This window comes from Alteromonas sp. LOR, assembly GCF_000753865.1.
GTDB lineage: Bacteria > Pseudomonadota > Gammaproteobacteria > Enterobacterales > Alteromonadaceae > Alteromonas.
In genome coordinates this window covers 62,826-87,802 of the sequence record NZ_JQFW01000040.1, presented here as the reverse complement: position 1 = coordinate 87,802, position 24,977 = coordinate 62,826, and the positions used below count along the sequence as shown (strand labels likewise).

Genomic DNA, 24,977 nt, shown 5'->3' with positions numbered 1-24,977 from the left:
CGGTGCGTCAAACCCAAACCTAGCAAGTACCCTACTAAAAAGAAAAATGCCAGTCAGCTTAACTGACTGGCATTAGGCGTTGCGCCTGCTTTTTTAATAGTTAACCTGAACCCTGTTTAAAGAATGGTGCAAGCATTTGTTCTATAAGATATAAATTAAAATTTCAAACTCAGTACTGCTAGAAATGCGAAGTGCAAGGCGCAAAAGTCACGTAATAGTTGTTCTATTACTTACTTTTGCAACGCAGTAATTCGCGTTTCTAGTGGTGCTGAGCGCCTTTTCTTAAACAGGATTCAGGTTAGTTAAATACTCACTCGTTTGTAGGGTCGATATTCGGCTTTCCAGAAATTCCTTTCAATGCTTGCACGAAGTGCTTCCTCAGACATTTCTAAGGCCAAGCCTTGCTGCATCGCTACTTTGCCAACTTCAAAGGCAATATCTCGACTAAGCTCTGCAATTTGTACCAAGGATGGCAACAGCGAGCCTTCACCAGTGTTGACTAATGGCGACGCTTTAGCGAGAGCGTTGCTGGCAGCCATTAACATTTCATCGCTGATTAGTTTCGCTTTTGCAGCAACAACACCTAAACCGATACCGGGAAAGATATAAGAGTTATTGCACTGGGCGATAGGGAACACCTTGCCATTGTACTCAACCGGCTTAAATGGGCTTCCGGTGGCAATGATCACCTCTCCATCCGTCCATTCAATCACCTGCTCTGGCCGCGCTTCTACTTGGCGTGAAGGGTTACTCAGCGGAAAGATAATAGGCAATTCGCAGTTTTGCTTCATGGCGCGAATGACTTGTTCAGTGAATAAACCTGGCTGGCCAGACACCCCAATGAGTACATCTGGCTGTGCACAATGCATAACATCAAGAAGCGACGCATAGTCACCACTGAAGGTCCAGTCGGCAAGGTCTTCTTGTTTTTGCTGAAGCTTTTCTTGGAAGTCACGTAGCCCTTCCATACCTTCTGTTAAGAGGCCAAAGCGGTCAATCATGAATACTTGCTTTCGCGCTTCCTCGTCACTTAACCCTTCAAATACCATTTGCTGAATTAGCATTTCAGCAATGCCGCAACCGGCCGAACCAGAGCCCACAAAAACAACCTTCATCTCACTAAGCTTTTGTTGCTTTGTTCTGCAGGCGGCTAATATTGTGCCTAGAGTAACTGCCGCGGTGCCCTGAATATCATCATTGAAACAACAGATCTCATTGCGATAGCGATTAAGTAACGGCATGGCGTTTGGCTGAGCAAAGTCTTCAAATTGAATAAGTACGTCAGGCCAGCGTCGTTTGACTGCTTGTACAAACAAGTCGACAAACTCGTCATACTCTTTTTGCTCAATACGAGGGTGTCGAGCTCCCATGTACATAGGGTCGTTAAGCAGCTTTTCATTATTGGTGCCCACATCGAGCATCACCGGCAATGTATAGGCTGGGCTAATACCGCCACAGGCGGTATACAGCGACAGTTTCCCAATAGGGATACCCATGCCACCAATACCTTGGTCACCTAAACCTAAGATACGCTCGCCGTCTGTTACAACGATGACCTTTACTTTGCGTTTTGTGGCGTTGCGAACAATGTCATCTATCTGATGACGCTCTTCATAAGACACAAATAAACCACGAGAACTGCGGTAAATATCAGAAAACTGCTCACAGGCATCCCCAACAGTAGGGGTGTAGATGAGCGGCATCATTTCATCAATGTATTTCTGAATGAGACGATAGAATAAAGTTTCGTTATTATCTTGAATTGCACGCAAGTAAATGTGCTTGTTCAATGCTTCGTCAAAGCTGCTGTACTGCATGTAAGCGCGTTCAACCTGCTCTTCTATGCTTTCATACCGCGGAGGCACTAATCCCGTTAGATTGAATGCAGCTCTTTCTCGGGCAGTAAAAGCACTGCCCTTGTTAAGTAGCGGAGTTTCCAGCAATGAAGGGCCGGAATGTGGGATATAGAGATAGCGCTGTGAATCTTCTGACATGTTTTTTCCGGTTATGGGTTCAGGCAAATGGAGCGCCAAAGCCTAAAAGGACGTGGTTTTTCACGCCCTTCCCTTTTTTAAAATATTTCTTCTGACTCTGGCGTTGTTATTTCATCCTGCTCGGCTGGGTCTACCACATCGTTGTCACGAACGTATACGGTAGGCTCTGTACCTTGAAGGAAGTATTCGAATAGTGTCGTATGGTCTGTGCGATTGGTCAACTTTCCACTGGTACGATCAATGCGCACGCGAACGATATCTTCAGGCACAGGTAACGGAGAATAAGGTTTGTCGGCCAGTGCATATTCCATAAAGCGGATCCAGGCAGGGCCTGCGGCTTTAGCTCCATCTTCTGTTCCGATAAGCGCATTACCAATCCAATTAAACTTCTCAGGGTTTTTATTAATTAAGTTTTGATTGCGAGTAGCCCTGCCAAGCTGGCGGCTCATATTGTCAAAACCGACCCAAGCAGTCGCCACGATGTCCTTGTGGAATCCGCTGAACCACGTGTCTCTCGAATCGTTAGTTGTACCGGTTTTACCCGCAATATCCGTACGCTGTAATATATTTCTAGCGCGCCAGCCGGTGCCAAGCCAATAGGTTTTCTTATTCCAGTCACCGTTGGCTCTCACGCCCGTTCGCATCATCTCAGCGACGAGAAACGCGTTTTGTGCACTAATAACTTGAGGCGCAATAGTCTTTTCTTCAACGTCATTGGTCAAATCTACCGTGCCAGCGTCTTCATTAAACTGAGCCGCAAGTAATGCTTCAATATCATCTTCATCTAAGGGCTGTGACGTTGAGGTCTCATCTTCCTCTTCACAGCGGTGACATGCCCATACTGGGTTTGCCTGCCATAGCTGTTCACCATTCTCATCGAGCACTTCACTAATAAAGTGAGGGTTAACCAAATAACCGCCGTTGGCAATGACCGACATGCCCCGTACCACTTCAAGAGGAGTATGAGAGCTTGAACCTAACGATACGGTTTCATCGAGAGGAATATCCTCTTTGTTAAAACCAAAACGAGTAAGGTAATTCGCTGTTTCGCGCAAACCTACGCCGCGAAGCAGTCGAACTGACACCACGTTTTTCGATTTACCCAATGCTTTTCGCATGCGAATAGGACCATCGTATTCAGCAGGTGAATTTTGTGGCCGCCATGCCACACCCGTTGCAGCGTTCCATTGGTTTATTGGCGCATCGTTGATAATAGACGCTAATGTGTAACCGCTGTTGATTGCGGCTGAATAAACAAAAGGCTTTATGTTAGAGCCAACTTGACGCTTAGCTTGCGTGGCGCGGTTAAACTGACTTTGGTAGAAGCTGTAGCCGCCCACGACCGCTTCCACGGCACCGTTTTTAGGGTTAAGTGCGATAAACGCACCGCTTACCTCAGGAATCTGCGCAATTCGCCACTCACTGTCTTGCTCACGGATATAAATTACCGCACCTTCGCGCGTCACATCGGCAGCTGTATCAGGGTCGTTTCCTTGCCTGAAGTCAGTAATGTATTGACGAGCCCAATCTAGGCCGTCCCACTCTATGGTGCGAGTTTCGCCATTAACAGTAAGTACCTCTATAGACTTTTCGTTTACCACTTTCACCACTGATGGCACTAGCGGTTTAATATAGGGAACTTCTTCTAATACAGTTATTAACGATGGGTCATCCCACATCGCTCGCTCTGTGCGATTGCTCACGTCGAAACTCAATGACAGAAGCGGGATTTTCTCATCCTTTGACTCTGCCTTTGGAATGTCCCACAGATAGCCTAATGCCCCTTTATAGCCATGGCGCTCGTCATAATCATGTAGATTTCTTACCACTGCCCTTTGGGCCGCAAGCTGTAGCTCAGATGTGGCCGTTGCATACACTTGATACCCACCAGTTTCTGCTTCTTCTTTCCCGTAGGTTTCTACCATTTCGGAATAAATAACGTCTGCTAGGTATGGCGCATCAACTTCAATTTCAGCGCCGTGTTTACGTGCAGTAACAGGAGCGCTAGCGGCTTCATCAAACTGCGCTCTGGTAATGTAGTTTTCATCGAGCATTCTTAGAAGAACCACTCGTCGCCTTTCAACAGAGCGCTCTGGCCCGCTAATGGGGTTAAGCACTGAGGGCGCTTTGGGAAGACCCGCAATAGTGGCAATTTGTGCTAAAGACAGCTCGGTAAGTGGCTTTCCGTAGTACACCTGTGAAGCAGCGCCAAAACCAAAAGAACGGTGTCCCAATTCGATTTTGTTTAAATACAATTCCAAAATTTCCTGCTTCGAGAGCTCTTGCTCCATATGAAGGGCAATAAATATTTCCTTCACCTTACGTATGTACGTCTTCTCCCGAGATAGAAAGAAACCTCTTGCCAACTGCATGGTAAGTGTACTGGCCCCCTGTCGCTTTTCACCCGTCAGTACTAAGCTTACTGCTGCTCGAACTATACCAATGGGATCTATACCGTGATGCTCGTAGAAGCGGCTATCCTCAGTGGCAATTATCGCATCGACTAATTGCTTAGGAACTTCCTCAAGTTTTACCGGTATCCGCCGTTTAACTCCATACTGGGAAATAAGTTTTCCATCTTTGGTATATATCTGCATTGGGGTTTGCAGGCGAACATCCTTAAGGACAGTGACACTAGGCAGGTCAGGTTTGATATAAAAGTAAATACCAACCAGCGCAGCAAAGCCAAGAAGACCGGATAAGAAACTGAAAAGGATTAGCGGTTTAATGTACTTCACTGTAACGGGTACCAAGGAAATTTATGATGAAATGACGTATATTCTATACGTATGTGTTATCAATAGAACCATACATATGAATTATTTAGAGTAATATTGTACTTTAGAGCAACTACCTTTGGAACTAGGCACGAATAAATGAAATCGCTACTGAAAAAAAAGCTGCCGCCCATTGTGGGCTTAGACATAGGTACGCGTCAAATAAAAGCGGTATGGATAGAGCAGACAAAAGACGGGTTTGTACTTCAAGGGTATGCCTGCGAACCCATCAGTAAAATTGCTTTTTCAGAGCGCGACATAAAAGACTATGAATCGGTCAGTATTGCACTAAAAAAAATCAGAAAAGCACTTAAGACCAAAATTAAGTTAGCCAACGTGGCTGTTGCGGGCACGTCTGTTATCAGTAAAGTCGTTTATATGGACCCAGAGCAAAGCGATTTCGATTTAGAAAACCAAATTGAAATAGAAGCTGACAGTCTCATTCCTTACCCGTTAGAAGAAGTCTACTTAGACTTTGAAGAAATCGGCCCAAGCACTACGCATACAGGCAAAGTAAATGTTCTGCTAACGGCTGCACATAAAGATTTGGTTGATAGCAGACTGCTGCTAGCAAGAGAAGCCAATTTCGAGCCTAAAATTGTCGATATGGAAAGCTATGCTATTGGCAATGCCATCGACTTTTTTCACGCCAATCCGGTAACCGACGAGTCCTTGTGTTGTGTGAATGTGGGTGCCTCACTGCTCCAGGTCTGTGTGGTAAAAAACGGTAACGTTGTCTATACCAAAGAGCACGCCTTTGGACTGAATAACCTCATTAGCGATATTAGCGCCATTCATATGATTGAGCGAGAAACCGCAGAACGCCAGTTGCTAGACGGCACGTTATCGGGAAATTGGGTTGAAGACACCCTACCCATTTTTGCCGCTAACCTTCAACAAAGCATCAATCGCGCATTGCAAATGTACATGAGTACCACCCACGCCGAACGTCCTCAGAAAATTTTACTTACCGGAGGCGCAGCAACCATTGAGCCTTTGGTTGATATTTTAAACCAAGACTTAGGTCTTGATGTCGCTCGCTTTAACCCTTTTGCTGGCATGACAATAAATCCAAAATTGGATGCGGCAAAACTACAAAAATTAGCGCCTCAACTTGTCATAGCAGCAGGCCTAGCGAGTAGGAGTTTTACCCCGTGGCACATGTAAACCTGCTCCCCTGGCGCGAAAAACAGCGCCAGCATCAAAAGCAACAGTATCTCGCAGCACTCGTGGCCGTAGCGGCGATTGTTGGGCTAATATTTTGGTTTGTTGGACAAGCAATTGATCAGCAAATTAGCCATCAAAACTCGCGAAACCAATTTCTAGAACGTGAAATTGCCGCCTTAGACAATCAAATTGGCGATATAAAGAAAGTAAAAGAAAATAAAAGCGCCATTGAACAACGGATGACCCTGATTGAACAACTTCAGGCAAGTCGCAATATCTCGCCTATTGTGTTTGATGAGCTAGCCAAGCTTGTACCCTCAGGCGTAGCGTTTAACACTATGGCTCGCACTGGAAACAGCATAAAAATTGAGGGTACGAGTGATTCAAACAACAGACTATCGGATTTCATGCGCGCATTAGACAGCTCTGACACCTTTGTGTCTGCTGAGCTATCTACCATTAAATCGGATAGCAGCGCCGCGCGTGCAGTGAGTGACTTTACTCTTACATTCTCTATCGCCCCCAATCTAGCGCCAGTGACAGATGCAGAAAGTGAGGTTCAGTAGATGAAATTTGATGTCTCAAAACTAAAAGAACTCAACGAACTCGATTTCGAACAAATTGCCATTTGGCCCAATGAAGTACGCATTGTTGTTGCTGCCTTTGTGGCTATTGCCATCGGCGCATTAAGTTACTACCTGCTGATAAGTCCAAAGCTTCCTATATTAGATACAGCGAAACTAAAAGAAGACGAATTAAAGCTTCAATTTGAAGCTAAATATAGAATTGCTGCAAACCTCGATGCTTACCAAGCCCAGTTAGAGCAAATCAAAAAAGACTTCTCTTCTATGCTGAAAAGTTTACCTACCAGTAATGAGACACCGGGACTACTTGACGATATTACCTACGTGGGCACCTCGGCAGGATTAACCTTTAAACTGCTCAACTGGCAGCAAGAAGTGCCAAAAGAATTCTACACAGAACTGCCAATAGAGATGGAAGTAAGCGGCGGTTATCACAACTTTGGCGAATTTGTCTCTAACGTGGCAGATCTACCTCGTATTGTCACTTTGCACGACTTTGATATTGCCCGCGATGAAGGTGGCTTAACCCTTAGATTACAGGCAAGAACCTACCGTTCTGACAATCCCTCACTCTTAGAGGGAGAAGAAGACTAATGCGATATCTTTTATCTTTGTGTATTTTTGTTATGATTTCTGGATGCACCCCTGAAATCAACGATTTACAGGCTTACACAGAAAGCGTTAAAAGCCGAGCTCAGCCGAGCGTAGAGCCATACACTAAATTTGAAACTCAACCGCCTTTTGCATACAGCGCAAGTTCGTTACGAAGCCCTTTTGAACAGCCAAGAGGGATACCTGCGGTAGTGAGCCAAACTCGGGTTGAAAATTGCTTACAACCTGATTTTCAACGCCCCAAACAGGCGTTAGAAAGTTATGGCTTAGACGCTCTCGCACTCACTGGAAGTTTTACCGTTCAGGGCGAAAAATGGGCGCTCATAAAAAGTAACGACGGCGTGCTGCACAAAGCAAAAGCCAAAAGCCGAATTGGGCTATTTTACGGTAGCATTACGCAAATTGGCACAGAATCAATTATTATAGAACAGTTATTACCAGATGGTGCTGGCTGCTGGCAAAGGAAAACAACAACAATGACAACAGCATCACAGGCGGGAGAGTAAACATGGCCGAGCGATACATATTTAATAAGTCTCTAAATCGTAGCGGGCCTAGATGGTATTGGTTAGCGGGTACTATTGCCGCGTTTCTCTCTTTTACTTTGTTTGTTGCTCCCTCAAAAGCACAAGAGCCAGTTTTAGTCGACCCGCAGTCTATGGGCGATGCTCAGCGCGTGACCACTACCATCACTGATGTGGACTTTACGCAAAACGCCAACAACACCGCGATTACTGTGGTGACGTTTGAAGGCCAAGTACCTAAGACCCAGCTTATTGAATCTCAGGGCAAAGTATCAGTAACTTTAATGGCCACTAAACTGGGTGAAAATCAGTTTGTAGAGCTGGATGTGGCTGATTTCGGCACCGTGGTTTCTACAATCGAAACTTTTGAAGACGACATATCTGCTCGTATTGAAGTCAATTATGAAGGCGCGGTTACCGTTAGAAACACGGTAAAAGGGAAGCAGCTTCACATTGAAATAGTACCTATGGGTAAAGAACAGCAAGAAGCCCTTAGCAGCGAGAAAAAGTATACTGGCGAACCCATATCTCTCGACTTCCAGGACGTTCCGGTACGTCAGGTTCTGCAGATTATTGCTCAAGTTAATGGATTCAACCTCGTTACAACCGATTCGGTGACAGGCAATGTCACCATTAGCCTTTCTGGGGTTCCGTGGGATCAAGCCCTCGATATGATCATGCGAGTAAAAGGCTTAGACAAGCGTTTAGAAGGTAATATTTTACTTATTGCACCGGCAGAAGAATTATCCGCAAGAGAAACCCAAGCGCTCCAGTCTCGTCAGCAGGTAGCCGATTTAGCCCCATTGCAAACAGTGGACATTGCGATTAACTACGCAAAAGCATTAGAACTTGCTGCAATTTTAAAGTCATCGGAAGGCGGTATTCTTTCAGATAGAGGCGGAGTGACCGTTGATGAGCGCACCAATACGCTATTGATAAGAGACACCTTGGAGTCTATCGATGAAGCGAGAAAGACCATTGAAGTACTTGATATTCCCGTTAAGCAGGTGCTTATTGAAAGCCGTATGGTAACCGTACTGGATAACGTAGATGAACAACTTGGCGTTCGTTGGGGCTTCAGTGACAGACAAGATGACAACGGTGTATCTGGCTCTCTTGAAGGTGCAGATACCATTGCAGGTGGCATTGTTCCCTCAATCAACAACCGATTAAACGTTAACTTACCGGTGAGCAGTGCTGCGGGCACCATAGGCTTTCAAGTGGCAAGCTTAATTGATGGCACCATATTAGATCTAGAGCTGTCGGCACTGGAGTCTGAAAGCAAGGGTGAAATCATTGCCAGCCCGCGCATCACGGTTGCCAATCAACACGAAGCGTATATAGAACAAGGTACTGAGATCCCGTTTGTGCAAGCCACCTCAAGCGGCGCCACAGCGGTTGAATTTAAGAAGGCGGTATTATCGCTTAAAGTAACGCCGCATATCACACCGGACAACCGAATTATTTTAGATTTAGTGGTAACACAAGATACCCGAGGTGAAACAGTATCCACATCAACTGGGGATGCAGTAGCAATCGATACACAAGAAATACAGACGCAGGTGCTGGTTGAGAATGGTGAAACAATTGTTCTAGGCGGCATCTTCCAGCAAACAAGTAGTGACGGTGTAAATAAAGTACCACTTTTTGGCGACCTACCCGTGCTAGGTGCATTGTTCAGAAATACTACTGAGCTACAGCAAAAGCGCGAGTTATTAATTTTTGTAACGCCGAAAATAATTACTGAAAAACCGTAACACCCTCCCTGAGTTACCAAGAAAACGTGCATAACCTTGCACGTTTTTTGTTTTAACCCTGTTTTTTTAAGTGAAATTACAGGTATATGCATATTGTTGGTAACAAAACTTGCAACGCCTTGTAGGAAACTGAGATAATCGCCGCCTCGAAATATTAACGAGGTTTAAGGAGTGGTGCTTATTGGACATTAAATAGGCACGAGTCAATGGGTAGGCTGGTAAGGCAACAGTGCACTGCCCCTAACATGATTAAGTTGTGATATAAGCAAATATGGCTGAAAAACGTAATATCTTTTTAGTTGGCCCGATGGGTGCTGGCAAGAGCACTATCGGTAGACATCTAGCAGACGAACTTCACTTGGATTTTTTTGATTCGGATCAGGAAATTGAGCGCCGCACTGGGGCTGATATCGCCTGGATCTTTGACTTAGAAGGTGAAGATGGTTTTAGAGCACGCGAAGAAAACGTCATCAACGATTTAACCGACAAGCAAGGCATTGTGCTTGCTACTGGCGGTGGCTCTATCGTGACTAAAGCAGTACGTAACCGTTTATCTGCCCGCGGTATCGTTGTTTACTTGCAAACCACTATCGATAAGCAAGTAGCTCGTACACAACGTGACAAGCGTCGTCCTCTTCTTCAAAACGAAGATCCTGAGAAGGTACTTCGCGACCTAGCTGACTCACGCAACCCTTTGTACGAAGAGGTAGCCGACTACGTAGTTGATACCGACGACCAGTCTGCACGTGCAGTAGCAAACCAAATCATCAGTAAAATCGGTCTTTAAATAGCATAATGTATTAGGAGGTGCTGCGCCCATGTCAACCTTAACTGTGGAACTTGGAGACCGTAGCTATCCAATACAGATAGAAGCAGGTTTGCTCTCGCAGCCTGCTCTATTTAGCCCTTACATAAAAGGGCCTCTCGCTGTTATCGTTACCAACGAAACCGTTGCGCCCTTGTACCTAGAGACAGCAAAAGCTGCCTGTGGTGACGTTAACGTAGAAACCATTATCCTGCCCGACGGCGAACAGTATAAAAACCTCGAACAATTCGAAGTCGTTATGACTCGTTTGTTAGAGCTAAATGCCGCTCGCGATACCACATTAATCGCATTGGGCGGTGGGGTAATTGGCGATCTGACTGGCTTTGTAGCAGCAACCTATCAGCGCGGCATCCCTTTTATTCAGGTTCCTACTACATTACTTTCCCAAGTTGATTCATCAGTGGGTGGAAAGACTGCAGTCAATCATCCTCTTGGGAAAAACATGATTGGTGCTTTTTACCAACCTGTTTTTGTAGCAATAGACACACTTTCATTATCCACCCTTCCAAAGCGAGAATTCGCGGCTGGGATGGCTGAAGTCGTGAAGTATGGCATTATTTACGACGCACCTTTCTTCACTTGGCTTGAGTCTGCAGTGGAATCGCTGAAAGCACTCGACAATGACGTGTTAAGCCAAACTATTCACCGCTGCTGTGAAATAAAAGCCGATGTGGTAGCAAAAGACGAACGAGAAGGCGGACTTCGCGCCATTCTAAATTTGGGCCATACGTTTGGTCACGCTATTGAAGCAGAGCAAGGCTTTGGCAACTGGTTGCATGGTGAAGCCGTGGCAGCTGGTACTATAATTGCTTGTTTAGCTGCACAAGAGCTAGATTGGTTTGAAACGTCAGAAACTCGTCGTGTTATCGCGCTGTTTAAAGCCTTCGACCTTCCCGTTGAAGGCCCTAAGAGTATGATCAAAGCTGACTACGTCAAGCATATGAAGCGAGACAAGAAAGTAGAAGCCGGTAGCATACGATTTGTGCTTCCTAAAGGCATTGGCAACGCGGTGGTTACAAAAGCAGTGACCGACGACATACTTTCTAACGTACTTCCCTAGCCTTTAAGATTCGACACTGCAAATAAACACATTTGTTTGCGGTGTTACTATTTTCTACTCACCGCAAGGTTTTTATAGGGGCAAACACATGCAAAATGAACTGCATGAACGTTTGGAGTATTTAGTCAACTACTCGTCGCAACTGATTTTTGTCAGTGGAGACTCTATTGCTCAGCAACAAAAAACCCTAGAAGCCTTTGTCTTTCAGCAGCATGATGATACTGAAATAGCCTATTTGACTGCACAAGAAACGATGGATGTGTCTGACTACCGTCGCCAACTCTGTCGCCAGCTGTTAGGGCAAGTGATAGGCAGCTTTGTCAGACCGTTAAACGAGCTACTTGTTGATTTAAATAATCACGAAGGGCCTATACTCGTTGCCATTACTCAATCTCATCATCTACCGGATAGTTTTTTACAAGAGCTGTGGGACCTTGTTCTTCAAAGCCGATTTGCCGGCAATAAGCAGCATTTAAACGTATTATTGTTTGCCGATAGACAGTGGGCAGAACGAGCAAAGCAGTGGCTACCAGCCAAAAATACGGAAACACCCTTAATTATTAGCAGTCAATCTGTCATCGACGAGCAACCTAACTTTGCATCTGATTTAGATAAAATGATTGCAACACGTCGAGAGGCCTTTCAAGCGCACCTTGAAAACCGACAGCAGCAAAGCGCACTGACCTTTTCCAACCCGTTAAAGTCGAGATGGCTGTATGTATTGTTGCTTTGCGTTTTCGTTAGCACATTTTCAGGTTTAGTTTATTGGCAATACGGCGACGACATCGCTTCTTTGTTCGCGCCAATAGACAACGCAGATGGGGCTAACGCTAACCTTGTAGCGCCTGGCTCTGCCTATGATCAGATTGCAGCAGAAACTAACGGTAATGAAGCGGGAGTGAATACTGAAGGCTCATTACCGACCGCTGAAGGCTCTTTTCCATACGCTGAAGGCTCTACCCCAATCAGTGGGGCTGCCACAATAAAGGGCGCTGATGAAATCAATAATAATCGCGCATCCTCTGATGACACAGTAAACACAAATGTGAACACGCAAAGCAATGAGGCCGCACAAAATCAACCGGAGGCGTTAATTACCAGTTGGCAAAATGCTATATCAAAAGATACTGGTGATTTACCGAAAAAAGACAGTACCTTATCTCAGGATAAAAGGGCTGCTAGCGGTACAAGCGAAAACGCCAATGCGGCTAACACAACGAATTTAGCTGAACCTAAATCTACACCTAGTCTAAATACTGAATCATCTGCCTCCGGGGCTGAGTTAGATGTCACTCGCAGTACAGAAACTCCGTTCATTGCACCTAATGAGTACGCGTTACAAATGCTAGCAATGAAAAACGAACAAGTGCTCAACGACTTTATCGAAGAAAATAACTTGGCACAGCAAACCCGAGTTTATAAAACACGGCGCTATGGCGGCGATTGGTATGTCGTGCTATATGCCCAAACGTTTTCATCTGCTACGCAGGCTCAACAAGCCAAACAAACGCTGCCTGATTACCCAGGCAATGGGTCAGCGTTTGTAAAAAATGGACAACAAATATTGCAGGAAATAGCACTATCTGAAAGTCAGTAAATGGGCGTTAGCTGCAGGCTTTTTAGTCGATTTGAAAAAGATATCAAATGGCCGGCACTTGCCGGTTGTCCGTTTAAACGATGAAAGATACAATTACCGATTAGTGTGGTGACGCCGAGAGGCTCCCTTCCCCAGCAATACGCCTAGAACGGCGACGTTAGGAACAACCACCGTCTTCATTCCGTGTAGGTAGTAACGTTTACGCATGATGCAAAAAAAGAACCGTGCTTTTTTGAAGTGGGCCGGTGGCAAATACAGCTTGGTTGAGCATATTCAAGCCAGATTACCGCAAGCAAATAAGCTTATTGAGCCTTTTGTCGGCGCCGGATCTGTGTTTTTGAATACGCAATACAAACGTTATCTCTTAAACGACATCAATCCAGATTTAATTAATCTTTATAACTTTCTCAAAGCGCAGCCTGACGCACTTATCAATGATGCCCGTGACTTTTTTAGTGCTGCTCGTAACAATGAGCCCATGTACTACGCGTTACGAGAAGAGTTTAATAAAACTGAAGACGAGTATTACCGCGCCATTTTATTTCTTTACTTGAACAGACATGGCTACAATGGATTGTGTCGTTACAGCCTTCAAGGCCGGTTTAATGTGCCATTCGGGCGCTATAAAAAACCCTATTTTCCAGAACATGAAATGTTTGTTTTTTCGGAAAAGTCACAAAAAGCGACCTTTACCTGCTTACCCTTTGAAAAAGTATTTACTAGGGCGAGACAAGGTAATGTCATTTATTGCGACCCGCCCTACGCACCAATAAGTAAAACCGCCGCGTTTACCAGTTACGCCAGTCATAGTTTTGGGCAAGAAGCGCAGGAAAAATTGGCGAAGCTTGCAGCTAAAACCTCGCAAAAAAGAGGGATCCCAGTGCTTGTCTCAAATCACGACCTGCCATTAACCAGAGACTTGTATCAAGGGGCAGATTTCAGTATGTTGTCTGTAAAACGCTCCATCAGTCAAAATGGCGCAAAGCGCAATCCTGTCGATGAAATACTCGCGTTTTTCCCCCCGGTAATGCCGTCAGCGAAAAAGGCGAAGGGAGTGAGAAAAGCAAAGAAGTCTGCGTTAAATTTATCAGCAGTGCAGACAAGTAAAAGCAAGACATCATAGGCTCGACGTAATGAAGAGATTAGGCAGGAGAGTTCGACGTTATGAAGAGATTAGACAGGCGTTATTTAGGCTAATCTACCTGCAACAGCGTTAGGTACACTTTGCTAGCCTACGTACCATTTCACAAAAGTAAACAAGCTCACCACAAACAATACCACCATAACCACGCCAATTACTGCATAGGTAATAAAGGTACCCTGCGTAAAATCTCGTTCGTAGTTTTTGTGACTTTGTACGCCAAATAAGCTAGCTAGAACGCTGCCAACTATCGCCCATAAGCCAGAGTCGGACTTGTGACTCATTACTGAGCGTCTTTAGGAGACGAAGAAAAGTCTTGGTGAGAATTGTCGCTGTGTAACAGCTCCAATAAATCGAGGAAGTGAAACTGGAATGACGATGATTTACCTGCAACCCACGAGAGCCAGCTGACTTCCTCAACGCCTTCTTGATAACGAGCACATTGATTCATGACATGACTAGCGGGTAGCTTGGGATTAAACTCTGTCACAGGCTGAAAGTCACAGACAGACGAGCGAGCGTTGGGTGCTGACACCATTGTCGCACTAGCAAGCGCAACGACACCACACAAGGCAAAAAATGGGAGAACCTTCATCCTGAACACTCCTATCACTCGGTTAAAATTGCATCTTAGTATAATCTAAATAGGTTAATGAACAAGCTAATTATTTTAACCTGCTGTTAACCCACGTATTCATTGAGAAAGCCCAGCACGATGATGCTGGGCTTTTTATCAATTAATAGAAAAGTCTTTACTAAACAGACTTTTCAAAACACTTATAGCTCGAAGTCCATACCGTAGCTAACAGTGAATTTCACTGCATCGTTATCGTATGCATCTGCGCCAGTATCGTCTAAATCGGTGCCCGTAACCGCAAAGCTAAAACCGTCTTTAGATAATGAAATACCGTAATCTGCGTAACCATCTGGTACACCGTTGAACGCTTCAGCGAAGTCGCCTTGATGATAACCAACGTGGAAACCAAGTTCAGCACCGTCTAGTACTGGCATGCCGTAATCTAATGAAACATAGGTTGCTTTACCAAAACCAAAATCCTGTCCTTCGCCTTCATCTGCTTCTGTGTGCGCAAGCAATGAAACCGTAAGGCTAACACCACCCATGCCTACTGAGCCGTAAACCTCTGCGAAATCAAATTCAGCTTCTGAATCATAGTTGTAGTACAAGTAACCCACATCATAAGCGATACCTTGGTCAGACTCACCAGAGAAACCGAAATAGAGGTCGTGCTCATACGAATAAATATCGTCTGCACCGTAGTTTACATTTGACGCCCATGTACCTGCGTAAAAACCGCTTTCGTGTGCATAGTCAATACCGCCTTGAACAGCTGCATCATTCGTTGTTTGAGTAAGACCACGCCAGATGTAGTTACTTGTGAAACTTGCGTTTGCAGTAACTTCTGCATAAGTAGGCATTGCAGTGAAAAGGCACGCTGTTGATATAGCAGCGGCAAGTAGAGTTCTTTTTGTAGACGTTTTCATGTGTGTTCTCCAGTCAAATTCCAATTTGTTTTAATTAGTTTTTCTGTCTGTATTTTTATATTTGCACTAGCTAACGCAAAACTGATGCCCGTTTATGGCACGAGTAAAAAAGAGTTAAAATTAATTCTAATACATTGATTTTAATCATTTTATTCTCAACCCAAAAGAATTGAATGAAAATAACCATGCAGCTTAAATGAATAAAAATGCACCAGATTAACGCGCACTCCCCAAAACTGGGCAGGCTTTGTTGCATTTCTCACTCTTCGAAAAAGGGGGGTATTTTAATTTGTCTGGAGGAAATACAGAGTTCGTAGTAAAGCACGACGGATTTCGTTAAACTTTCATCAAGTATGCATCTATGCACATTGCATATATGTACATTGCGTATATGTTCACTGCAGCATCAATCGCTGTGTATGCATTAATGACTAAGGATGAAAAATGAAACCATTTTTAATTGCGCCCTCTATTCTTTCCGCAGATTTTGCTCGACTTGGTGCGGACGTCGAGAAAGTGATCAGCGCGGGCGCGGATATCGTTCATTTTGATGTGATGGACAACCACTATGTCCCAAACCTTACTTTTGGGCCTATGATTTGCGATGCATTGAGAAACTACGGCATTACCGCACCCATTGATGTGCATTTAATGGTGAAGCCTGTAGACGATCTAATAGAAAAGTTTGCCAATGCGGGTGCATCATATATCAGCTTTCACCCTGAGGCTTCTGAGCATATCGATAGGTCTTTGCAGCTCATTATCGATTCGGGATGTAAGCCAGGATTGGTCTTTAATCCAGCGACACCGCTACATTACTTAGATCATGTGATGGATAAACTTCACCACATTCTTATAATGTCGGTGAACCCAGGCTTTGGCGGACAGGCCTTTATCCCGTCGACATTGGATAAAGTACGTGCAGTTAAGCAGCGCGTTGCAGAAAGTGGTTACGATATAAGAATAGAAATTGACGGTGGCGTAAAAGTAGATAACATTCGCGACATCGCAGAAGCGGGCGCAGACATGTTCGTAGCTGGCTCCGCCATTTTCTCTCAAGACGATTACACAAAAGTCATCAGCGAAATGCGACAAGAGCTTGCATCGCTGTCTAAAGCATAATTTATTAAACACAATTACAGGTAAAAATAATGAGTAATAAACCCGTTGTATTAAGTGGCTGTCAGCCTTCTGGACAACTCACCCTAGGTAACTATATGGGTGCGCTTAAGCAATGGGTTTCCATGCAAGCAGATTACGACTGTCTTTATATGATTGTCGATTTGCATGCGATTACGGTGCGCCAAGATCCCAAGCAGTTATTTGAAGCCTGCTTAGATGGCCTAGCGCTCTACCTTGCTTGTGGTATCGACCCGCAAAAAAGCACTATCTTTATGCAGTCTCACGTGCCTGAGCATGCGCAGCTATCTTGGGTGCTAAACTGTTACGCTCAAATGGGCGAACTCAACCGAATGACTCAGTTTAAAGATAAGTCTGCCAAAAACGAAAACAATATCAACGTGGGCTTATATAGCTATCCGGTATTGCAGGCCGCAGATATATTGGCCTATCAAGCAGACAAAGTGCCCGTTGGTGAAGATCAGAAACAGCACTTAGAGCTAACTCGCGATATCGCTACTCGGGTGAATAATCTTTACGGCGATGTTTTTAAACTACCTGACCCGTATATTCCAGATTTTGGTGCTCGAATCATGAGCTTACAAGAGCCTGAAAAGAAAATGTCTAAGTCGGATACAAACCCGAATAACTTTCTTGGTTTGCTTGAAGAACCTAAAAAGCTGACGAAGAAAATAAAGCGCGCGGTTACCGACTCAGACGAGCAGGCTAATATCTATTTTGACCCTAAGGAGAAGCCGGGCGTATCTAACCTACTTACCTTGCTCTCTTTATCTACAGGAAAGTCGATAAAAGAGCTTGAGCCTGAGTACACTGACAAAATGTATGGACACCTCAAAGGTGATGTTGCTGAGGCAGTTGTGTCACTGATTACACCGATTCAAGAAGAATACGCAAAAATTCGTGCCGACAGAGCTTTCCTTAACGAGGTAATGCAAAGTGGTGCCAATAAGGCCTCAGAACGAGCAAGTGTGACATTGAAGAAAGTGTATGATGCGGTGGGTTTCATTCCTAAACCATAGGGTCGCTTTTACCGTAAAGTAACCCACTCACGTGTTGAACATGGTACTTACTGTTTATGGTAGCTACTGTTCATACTTCGTGTTTCATGCTCGTTTTTATAAAATACATAGCTTTAATATCACACAGAGGTATAGCACTACCGTGTTATTGTTGATTGATAACTTTGATTCGTTTACGCACAACTTAGCTCGCTATTTTTTAGAGTTAGGCGTAAACGTAAAAGTAGTGCGAAATAATGCCATCACGCTGGATGAGATTGCTCATCTAGCGCCCTCCCAGCTCGTTATATCACCAGGCCCCTGCACACCTAATGAAGCAGGGATTAGTTTACAGGCAATAGAGCGATTTGCCGGTACTATTCCTATTTTAGGTGTGTGCCTAGGACATCAAGCTATAGGTCAGGTTTTTGGGGCTAGTGTGGTTGGTGCACAAGAAATAAAGCACGGAAAGGTATCAGAACTACACCATAGCGATACCGGCCTACTAAACGGACTTCCAAGGGCGTTTAACGTTACTCGTTACCATTCTTTGGTATTAAAACCTGAAAGCCTGCCTACATGCCTCAATGCTGATGCGTGGTGCAACACCAATGTTGGTCAAAAAGAAATCATGGCTATCTCTCATCAAAGTATGCCTATTTGGGGAGTTCAATATCACCCTGAATCCCTTTTGACTGAATATGGTCACGATGTGCTAGCGAAATTTATTTCCCTGTCTAAGGCACGCCCTAATCAAGTCACAGCTTAAGTAATTGTATCTCTTGCCGATATGTCCTTAATTCGGACAGAAAAAGTCCATTTTTTATAGTGTTTAAATACATTGCTTACCTAAAATGCAAAGTTGATGTGCTTAGCCGAGTCTTGAGCTAGAGGCCTGTTTAGCTAGAGTTCTGACTAGCTAGAGGCCTTGTCGGCTCAAAGCCAGGTAGCAGGCTATTAAGCTACTTTTTGGTGAAAGAGCGGTATAGCGATAATCGAAAGTGGGAAACTGCCATAAAATGTACGACAATACAGCAACGTACGAAACTATTAAGCATCGGAGTCGTCTGCACGTGCCCACAGCCCCTACAGAACACACAGAGCAACCCACTATTAACGACTGTTTTGAGAATTTTATTATCTCAACAGAACGTGTGTTCGAGATCTTGGGAAAATCGCCAACGGGCAAAGTTACCTTTGAAGAATCAGAGCAAGGTGATGCTCGCAGGCAGTTGCTGCACGTAGAAAAAGTGGCCATTGAGAATAAGCGGCTACAAAGAACCTCTGAAGCTTCCTACATTGAATCAATCAGCTATCAACTCCACGATATTATCGTTGAAGAAATGTCGGTGTATCTCAAAGATACGCCAGGGGTGATAAGCAGCCTGCTAAATCTACCGTCAAATATTGGTATGTTACTTGATGCACTAACGGTAAGAGCTTGCTCTGTATCAAAACTTGAACCTATCGTTGCCACTATGCCGTGGCTTGTTGACGATCTTACGAGCATTGTGAATACACCTCGCTTTAGAAGAAAAGATTCTAGAGGTCGCATCATCATTGTTGAGACACTGCGAACGGCGCTTAGCTTTTTAGGAATTGAAAACTTAAGACTGCTCATCCCATCGCTCATTGTAAAACGCGCCACGCCACAAATTACCGACCCTTATCCGATCATTAAACAAAAGCTGTCTAGTTACTCAACGGGTGTAGCGATAACGGCGCAACATATCGCCATCGCGCAGGGAATCAACAAGAGCGATGCCTACATGCTTGGCATGCTAGGCAACTTAGGCCGATGCGCTGTTATTCGCCTCTACTTTAGAATGTTCGACAAAGTGCAGCTGCACCTCTTACAAGAATGTCAGAAAGACAAAGAGCACAAGCGCCACGATGCATTAGTTAAAATAGTGCCATCAGCCAATCATCTCATTGCGCTACAGCAAACTTTTGCCGATGCGTTAACCGCAGATGTGTTAGACGAACTGGCATTGAAACGACTGTTTATCACGCCTGCTATGCGGGCAGTTGCAGGTTCATCACACGCAGAACCCTCAGTATTAAGCGATGTAGTGTTACAAGCGCGATTATATGCTCAAATTCGAGCGCTGCATCAAACCAAGCTCACCGACGCAAGAACAGCAAAAAGCGCGTTGTCAGCATTAAAATACCCACAGGGCATGTTAGCAAAGTTGAAAAATATCGATATTTTCACACTTCCTCTCGTAAAAAGTGATGCCGAAGATTAATTTTTAGTGGATATTCATGCAGCCCGCCAGCACAAGAGATAATCGTTTAAACAAAAATTAGTCACCCATTTTAAGACTCAGCGCTCCCGTTGCTGCATGCCTCAGCCTAAAATCAACTACTAAAAATCTCTATTACCAAATGATATTGCTTAGCAGTTAATAGTTATTCACTTTTCTTGCAAATTAAGCCACAGTCCTTGTAAACAAAGGGCTAGAGCATCCCTAAGACAAGACAAATGTTAAAAAAAATGGCATACTGCGCTCCAGTATAGTTTTATTTTTTGCGCTTTTTCGCACCAGATTTGGTGTAGGGCGCTCAATGCAGAGGTAGTGATAATGAAGGTAACTCGCGCGACGTTTGACGATGTAATGGTTCCTAACTATAACCCGGCTCATATGGTACCGGTTCGCGGCGAAGGCTCGCGCGTCTGGGATCAAGACGGTGCTGAGTACGTCGACTTTGCAGGCGGCATTGCAGTAAATGTTTTAGGTCACTGCCACCCTGAACTTGTTAAAGCCCTCAATGAACAAGGCTCAAAGCTTTGGCATTTAAGCAACGTTTTTACTAACGAGCCATCATTACGCTTAGCGAAAAAACTGGCTGACGCTACGTTCGCTGACAAAGTCTATTTCGCAAACTCTGGTGCAGAGGCAAACGAAGCGGCACTTAAGCTTGCACGCCGTTGGGCTCTTGATAAACACGGCGAAGATAAAAATCAAATCATCGCGTTTAACAAAGGGTTTCACGGCCGTACATTCTTTACTGTAACCGTAGGTGGACAAGCAGCTTACTCTGATGGTTTTGGACCTAAGCCAGGCGCCGTTGACCACTGTGACTTTAACGATCTTGCCGCTTTTGAAGCCATGATTTCTGACAAAACCTGTGCGGTTATGATGGAGCCGTTGCAAGGTGAAGGCGGTATCATTACGCCAGACATTGAGTTCGTTAAAGGCGTACGCGAGTTATGTGACAAGCACAATGCACTACTCATTCTAGATGAAGTTCAATCTGGTGTTGGCCGTACGGGTCACCTTTACGCTTACATGGGTTTAGGCGTAACCCCTGACATTCTAACTACCGCAAAATCGCTGGGCGGCGGATTCCCAATTGGCGCCATGTTGACGACTACAGACATCGCGGCGCATCTCAAGCCTGGAACTCACGGCAGTACATATGGTGGTAACCCACTGGCCTGCGCCGTAGCAGAAAAAGCGCTAGATATTGTAAACCAACCTGAAGTGCTAGAAGGCGTGCTGAAGAAAGAAGCGCTGTTCCGCAAAATTCTTGGCGAAATAAACGATAAATATCACGTTTTCGAAGAAATTCGTGGCCAAGGTATGCTTCTTGGATGCGCACTGAATGAAAAATATCAGGGCCGTGCGAAAGATTTTATGACCGCAGCCACTAAAGAGCACTTAATGTGTCTAGTTGCTGGTATGAATGTCATTCGTTTTGCACCATCACTTGTCATTCCTGACGAGGATATCGTAGAAGGTCTTGCACGTTTCGAGCGCGCAGTTGCCGCTATTGTAAACGCCTAATTACCTCTACCAGAGTAGTGAATATGAATATCATTCGCCCTATTACAAAAGCGGATTACAGTGCGCTTAAGGATATCGCTGTCGAATCGGGCATTGGCTTTACGTCTTTGCCCGTTAACGATGAGCTTTTACAGCGCAAGATAGACCGCGCCGACAGTACGTTTAACAAAACGAATGTGACTGAACCAGGCGATGAGTCTTATTTATTTGTTATGGAAGACACTGCAACCGGCGAAGTCGTTGGCACGACTGGCATTGAAGCCGCAGTAGGTATAGATGATGCTTTTTATCATTATCACTTGAGCAAAGTGGTGCACGCTTCTCGTGAGTTGAATATTCACAACACCGTGGACATTCTTACTTTCTGTAACGACTACACTGGCGTGACAGAAATTTGCACGCTGTTTTTACGTGAGCAGGCGAGAGGCGGAATTAACGGTCGCTTCTTATCGAAAGTTCGCTTTTTGTTCATGATGGAACATCGCGAGCGTTTTTCTGAAACCGTCATTGCAGAAATGCGTGGTGTCAGTGATGAACAAGGCCGCTCTCCGTTTTGGGAATGGTTAGAAACCCACTTTTTCTCAATGGACTTCCCTACTGCCGACTACCTCACAGGGATTGGCAATAAGGTGTTTATTGCCGAGCTTATGCCGAAATACCCTATTTACGTGAACTTGCTCAGTCAAGCGGCACAGGATGTCATTGGCAAGGTTCACGACAAAACTCGCCCGGCACTACAACTTCTTGAAGAGGAAGGGTTCTCGTGCAGAGGCTATGTGGATATTTTCGATGCAGGCCCTACGGTAGAAGCGAATCTTAGTCATATTCGAACCGCTCAGTCTAGCCTTAAGCTACCTGTTGTTATTGACGACATGGCTGCGGCTCAGGGGCAAACCCACTACATCATCAACACATCTATCAGCGAGTTTCGCGCAGTTGCCGCAGAGATGACCGTAAGTGAAGAACAACGTGTTGCGGTGCTGTCTCGTCAAGCTGCTGCTGCCTTAAATGTTAATGAAGGCGACTCGGTGCGCTTTGCGCCCGTTACGTTTCGCGACTAATAAAGGACATCCCTATGCTACACACACATTATATCAACGGTGAGTGGATTGCCGGAGAAGGTCACGACCTGACCTCAATAGATCCAGCTAAAAACGACGTTATTTGGGAAGGAAAATCTGCGACTGCATCGCAGATAGATACGGCGATTAAATCAGCCAGAGCAGCCCTTGTTGAATGGAGCTTAAAAACCGTAGAGCAACGCCTAGACATCATCAAAGCCTACGGCAGTAAGCTTGAAGAAGCGAAAGAGCACCTCGCTAAAGTAATGGCGAAAGAAACGGGCAAGCCAGAGTGGGAAACGGCCACCGAAGTTGGCGCCATGATGGGTAAAATTGGCATTTCTGAAAAAGCATTCTTTGAGCGTACCGGCGATGTGGAAAACCCTATGCCGGTGGGTAAGGCGTTTATACGTCATAAGCCTCACGGTGTCGTGGCTGTATTCGGGCCTTATAACTTCCCAGGCCACTTACCAAATGGTCACATTGTGCCTGCACTTATTGCGGGAAACACCGTTGTGTTTAAGCCAAGCGACCTTACCCCTATGGTAGCGCAAGAAATGGTGAAACTGTGGGATGCTGCAGGCTTGCCTAAAGGCGTGTTAAACCTTGTACAAGGTGAAGTGGAAACCGGTAAAGCACTTGCCGCTCATAACGATATTGACGGGTTGTTTTTTACCGGTAGTTCACGCACCGGTCGAGTGCTGCACGAACAGTTTGCTGGTCATCCTGGCAAAATTCTTGCCCTTGAAATGGGTGGTAACAACCCTCTCATCGTTAAAGATGTCAGTGACATAGATGCCGCAACTCATGACATCGTGCAATCGGCTTTCATTACATCTGGACAACGCTGTACCTGCGCACGTCGCTTATTTTTGCCAGCAAACGCGCAAGGTGATGCAATCCTCGAGCGCTTAATTGCCATGACTAAGAATATCAAAGTGGGCGATTATGATGCACAAGAGCAACCCTTTATGGGCGCGATGATTTCAAGCAAAGCGGCAGCTTCTATGGTTGCAGCGCAAAGCGAGCTTGAAGCATTAGGCGGTAAAGTGCTCGTTCGATTAGAACAAACCGACCCGCAAAAAGGGTTTGCCACGCCAGGTATTATCGACGTAACAGACATGCTTGACGCATTGCCTGATGAAGAGCATTTCGGTCCACTACTGAAAGTGATTCGATACACCGACTTTGACGATGCCATTGCAGAAGCCAACAACACGAGCTTTGGTTTATCGGCTGGTTTACTCGGTGATAGCGAAGAAGACTATCGCTATTTCTTTGCTCGCATTCGTGCGGGTATCGTTAACTGGAATAGGCCAATTACTGGCGCAAGCAGCGCTGCACCATTTGGTGGAATTGGCGATAGCGGTAACCACCGTGCCAGTGCGTTTTATGCCGCCGACTATTGCGCCTACCCAGTGGCCTCGGTTGAGCTCGATAAAGTTACGCTACCGGGCAAATTAAGCCCTGGCTTATCACTATAAAAATGCAAGGACCCTACTTAAATGCATAGTAATATCGATACTTTATTTGCCAACATGTGGGAAGACTACGTAAAGATAACGCCGTCTGCGCACAAGATTCATACTCTGCTTGCCGGTGAAGAAAACAATAGCAATATTGTTAACGATCACGTTGCGTTTAGAACCTTTGCCTTAGATAAGACACGACTTGATAAGTTAGCAGCTCACTTCCTAGCACTGGGCTATGAAGCAAAAGGCGACTACGACTTTGAAGCGAAAAAGCTAACGGCTAAACACTTTGAGCACCCAGACGATACCAAGCCTAAAGTGTTTATTAGCGAACTTCGCGTTGATGAACTGTCTAGCGACGTTCAAGCAATTATTAAAAAGCTAGTGGCACAAATGCCAAGTGATATTACTGATGCAGACAATTTCCTGTACTCAGGTAAGCACTGGGATGTGAGTAAAGCCGAATACGATACGCTCATCAATGAATCTGAATACGCTGCTTGGATGGCTGCGTGGGGCTTCAGAGCGAATCATTTCACGGTAAGTGTTAACCATTTGAGTCGCACTAATGAACTGAGTGATGTGAACACCCTTCTGAAAGAAGCAGGGTTTGTTTTAAATACATCCGGCGGCGAAATAAAAGGTGGTCCTGAGGTTTTCCTAGCCCAGTCATCGACAATGGCCGACCGTAGCGACGTTTCATTTAGCGAAGAAACGCTGTCTATTCCAAGCTGCTTTTATGAATTTGCTCAGCGCTACGACATGCCAAACGGCGAGCGCTATCAGGGTTTTGTTGCAGCCTCTGCAGACAAGATTTTCGAAAGCACGAACGCCAAATAACTCGGCTAAGCACGGATGGTATTACGCTATCTCGTGCTAACCCCGTGGCTTAGAAAGCCATTGACGTAGTGACATGTGCGCATCAATACTAAAAGCCCAGCGTCGCGAGACGCTGGGCTTTTTTATTAAGCGG

22 protein-coding genes are annotated in these 24,977 nt (G+C 45.1%); 17 read left to right on the top strand and 5 right to left on the bottom strand.

Annotated features, from left to right (window positions below; all coding sequences use genetic code 11):
- Positions 1-302: 302 nt before the first annotated feature.
- Both JV36_RS0112830 and JV36_RS0112825 read right to left on the bottom strand, forming a co-directional pair.
- Positions 303-1,994 carry an NAD-dependent malic enzyme gene (locus JV36_RS0112830; protein ID WP_032095195.1) on the bottom strand — a complete coding sequence of 564 codons (1,692 nt, stop codon included), beginning with the start codon at positions 1,992-1,994 and terminating at the stop codon, positions 303-305.
- A 77-nt stretch (positions 1,995-2,071) separates the two neighbouring features.
- A complete protein-coding gene (locus JV36_RS0112825) occupies positions 2,072-4,732 on the bottom strand; it encodes a penicillin-binding protein 1A (RefSeq protein ID WP_032095194.1) in 2,661 nt (886 codons plus the stop codon).
- 138 nt (positions 4,733-4,870) lie between these two features.
- On the opposite strand from JV36_RS0112825, the gene pilM reads away from it, so the two are divergent.
- The 9 genes from pilM to JV36_RS0112780 all read left to right on the top strand — a co-directional run bounded on the left by pilM (position 4,871) and on the right by JV36_RS0112780 (position 14,021).
- Positions 4,871-5,938 (top strand): type IV pilus assembly protein PilM, encoded by a 1,068-nt coding sequence (gene pilM, locus JV36_RS0112820; RefSeq protein ID WP_032095193.1) that lies wholly within the window; start codon positions 4,871-4,873, stop codon positions 5,936-5,938.
- Positions 5,926-6,504, top strand: coding sequence for a PilN domain-containing protein (locus JV36_RS0112815; RefSeq protein WP_032095192.1), 579 nt, complete (start codon positions 5,926-5,928; stop codon positions 6,502-6,504). The genes pilM and JV36_RS0112815 overlap by 13 nt, the downstream gene beginning before the upstream one ends.
- Positions 6,505-7,116, top strand: a complete 612-nt coding sequence (locus tag JV36_RS0112810; protein WP_032095191.1) for a type 4a pilus biogenesis protein PilO — start codon at positions 6,505-6,507, stop codon at positions 7,114-7,116. It begins immediately after the preceding gene.
- On the top strand, positions 7,116-7,640 hold the full coding sequence (locus tag JV36_RS0112805) for a pilus assembly protein PilP (RefSeq protein ID WP_032095190.1): 525 nt from the start codon (positions 7,116-7,118) through the stop codon (positions 7,638-7,640). Before JV36_RS0112810 ends, JV36_RS0112805 begins: the two co-directional genes overlap by 1 nt.
- Positions 7,641-7,642: 2 nt before the next feature.
- A complete protein-coding gene (locus JV36_RS0112800; protein ID WP_032095189.1) occupies positions 7,643-9,415 on the top strand; it encodes a type IV pilus secretin PilQ in 1,773 nt (590 codons plus the stop codon).
- 271 nt (positions 9,416-9,686) lie between these two features.
- Complete coding sequence (gene aroK, locus JV36_RS0112795) at positions 9,687-10,202, top strand: shikimate kinase AroK (RefSeq protein ID WP_032095188.1); 516 nt, start codon at positions 9,687-9,689, stop codon at positions 10,200-10,202.
- 31 nt (positions 10,203-10,233) lie between these two features.
- Complete coding sequence (aroB, locus tag JV36_RS0112790; protein ID WP_032095187.1) at positions 10,234-11,301, top strand: 3-dehydroquinate synthase; 1,068 nt, start codon at positions 10,234-10,236, stop codon at positions 11,299-11,301.
- An 88-nt stretch (positions 11,302-11,389) separates the two neighbouring features.
- The gene (locus JV36_RS0112785; protein ID WP_032095186.1) at positions 11,390-12,898 is read left to right on the top strand and encodes an SPOR domain-containing protein; all 1,509 of its coding nucleotides are present in this window, start codon (positions 11,390-11,392) and stop codon (positions 12,896-12,898) included.
- Positions 12,899-13,103: 205 nt separating this feature from the next.
- Positions 13,104-14,021, top strand: coding sequence for a Dam family site-specific DNA-(adenine-N6)-methyltransferase (locus JV36_RS0112780; RefSeq protein WP_052010082.1), 918 nt, complete (start codon positions 13,104-13,106; stop codon positions 14,019-14,021).
- Positions 14,022-14,125: 104 nt separating this feature from the next.
- Here the strand turns inward: JV36_RS0112780 and JV36_RS0112775 are convergent, their stop codons facing one another.
- The 3 genes from JV36_RS0112775 to JV36_RS0112765 form a co-directional block, all read right to left on the bottom strand.
- A complete protein-coding gene (locus JV36_RS0112775; RefSeq protein ID WP_032095185.1) occupies positions 14,126-14,323 on the bottom strand; it encodes a DUF2970 domain-containing protein in 198 nt (65 codons plus the stop codon).
- Positions 14,323-14,634, bottom strand: a complete 312-nt coding sequence (locus tag JV36_RS0112770) for a hypothetical protein (protein WP_032095184.1) — start codon at positions 14,632-14,634, stop codon at positions 14,323-14,325. Before JV36_RS0112770 ends, JV36_RS0112775 begins: the two co-directional genes overlap by 1 nt.
- A gap of 182 nt (positions 14,635-14,816) precedes the next feature.
- The gene (locus tag JV36_RS0112765; protein ID WP_032095183.1) at positions 14,817-15,542 is read right to left on the bottom strand and encodes a TorF family putative porin; all 726 of its coding nucleotides are present in this window, start codon (positions 15,540-15,542) and stop codon (positions 14,817-14,819) included.
- A 444-nt stretch (positions 15,543-15,986) separates the two neighbouring features.
- Between JV36_RS0112765 and rpe the strand changes: the two genes are divergently transcribed.
- The 8 genes from rpe to JV36_RS0112725 all read left to right on the top strand — a co-directional run bounded on the left by rpe (position 15,987) and on the right by JV36_RS0112725 (position 24,844).
- Positions 15,987-16,664, top strand: a complete 678-nt coding sequence (gene rpe, locus JV36_RS0112760; RefSeq protein ID WP_032095182.1) for a ribulose-phosphate 3-epimerase — start codon at positions 15,987-15,989, stop codon at positions 16,662-16,664.
- Between the two features lie 29 nt (positions 16,665-16,693).
- Positions 16,694-17,701 carry a tryptophan--tRNA ligase gene (trpS, locus tag JV36_RS0112755; RefSeq protein WP_032095181.1) on the top strand — a complete coding sequence of 336 codons (1,008 nt, stop codon included), beginning with the start codon at positions 16,694-16,696 and terminating at the stop codon, positions 17,699-17,701.
- A 142-nt stretch (positions 17,702-17,843) separates the two neighbouring features.
- Positions 17,844-18,449, top strand: coding sequence for an anthranilate synthase component II (locus JV36_RS0112750; RefSeq protein WP_081926618.1), 606 nt, complete (start codon positions 17,844-17,846; stop codon positions 18,447-18,449).
- Positions 18,450-18,753: 304 nt separating this feature from the next.
- Positions 18,754-19,929: an HDOD domain-containing protein gene (locus JV36_RS0112745; RefSeq protein ID WP_032095202.1), complete on the top strand. Its 1,176-nt coding sequence runs from the start codon at positions 18,754-18,756 to the stop codon at positions 19,927-19,929.
- Positions 19,930-20,265: 336 nt separating this feature from the next.
- Positions 20,266-21,471, top strand: a complete 1,206-nt coding sequence (locus JV36_RS0112740; RefSeq protein ID WP_032095180.1) for an aspartate aminotransferase family protein — start codon at positions 20,266-20,268, stop codon at positions 21,469-21,471.
- A 23-nt stretch (positions 21,472-21,494) separates the two neighbouring features.
- Positions 21,495-22,532 (top strand): arginine N-succinyltransferase, encoded by a 1,038-nt coding sequence (astA, locus tag JV36_RS0112735; RefSeq protein ID WP_032095179.1) that lies wholly within the window; start codon positions 21,495-21,497, stop codon positions 22,530-22,532.
- A 14-nt stretch (positions 22,533-22,546) separates the two neighbouring features.
- Complete coding sequence (gene astD / locus JV36_RS0112730) at positions 22,547-24,016, top strand: succinylglutamate-semialdehyde dehydrogenase (protein ID WP_032095178.1); 1,470 nt, start codon at positions 22,547-22,549, stop codon at positions 24,014-24,016.
- A 21-nt stretch (positions 24,017-24,037) separates the two neighbouring features.
- The gene (locus JV36_RS0112725) at positions 24,038-24,844 is read left to right on the top strand and encodes a DUF1338 domain-containing protein (RefSeq protein WP_032095177.1); all 807 of its coding nucleotides are present in this window, start codon (positions 24,038-24,040) and stop codon (positions 24,842-24,844) included.
- Positions 24,845-24,977: the final 133 nt, after the last annotated feature.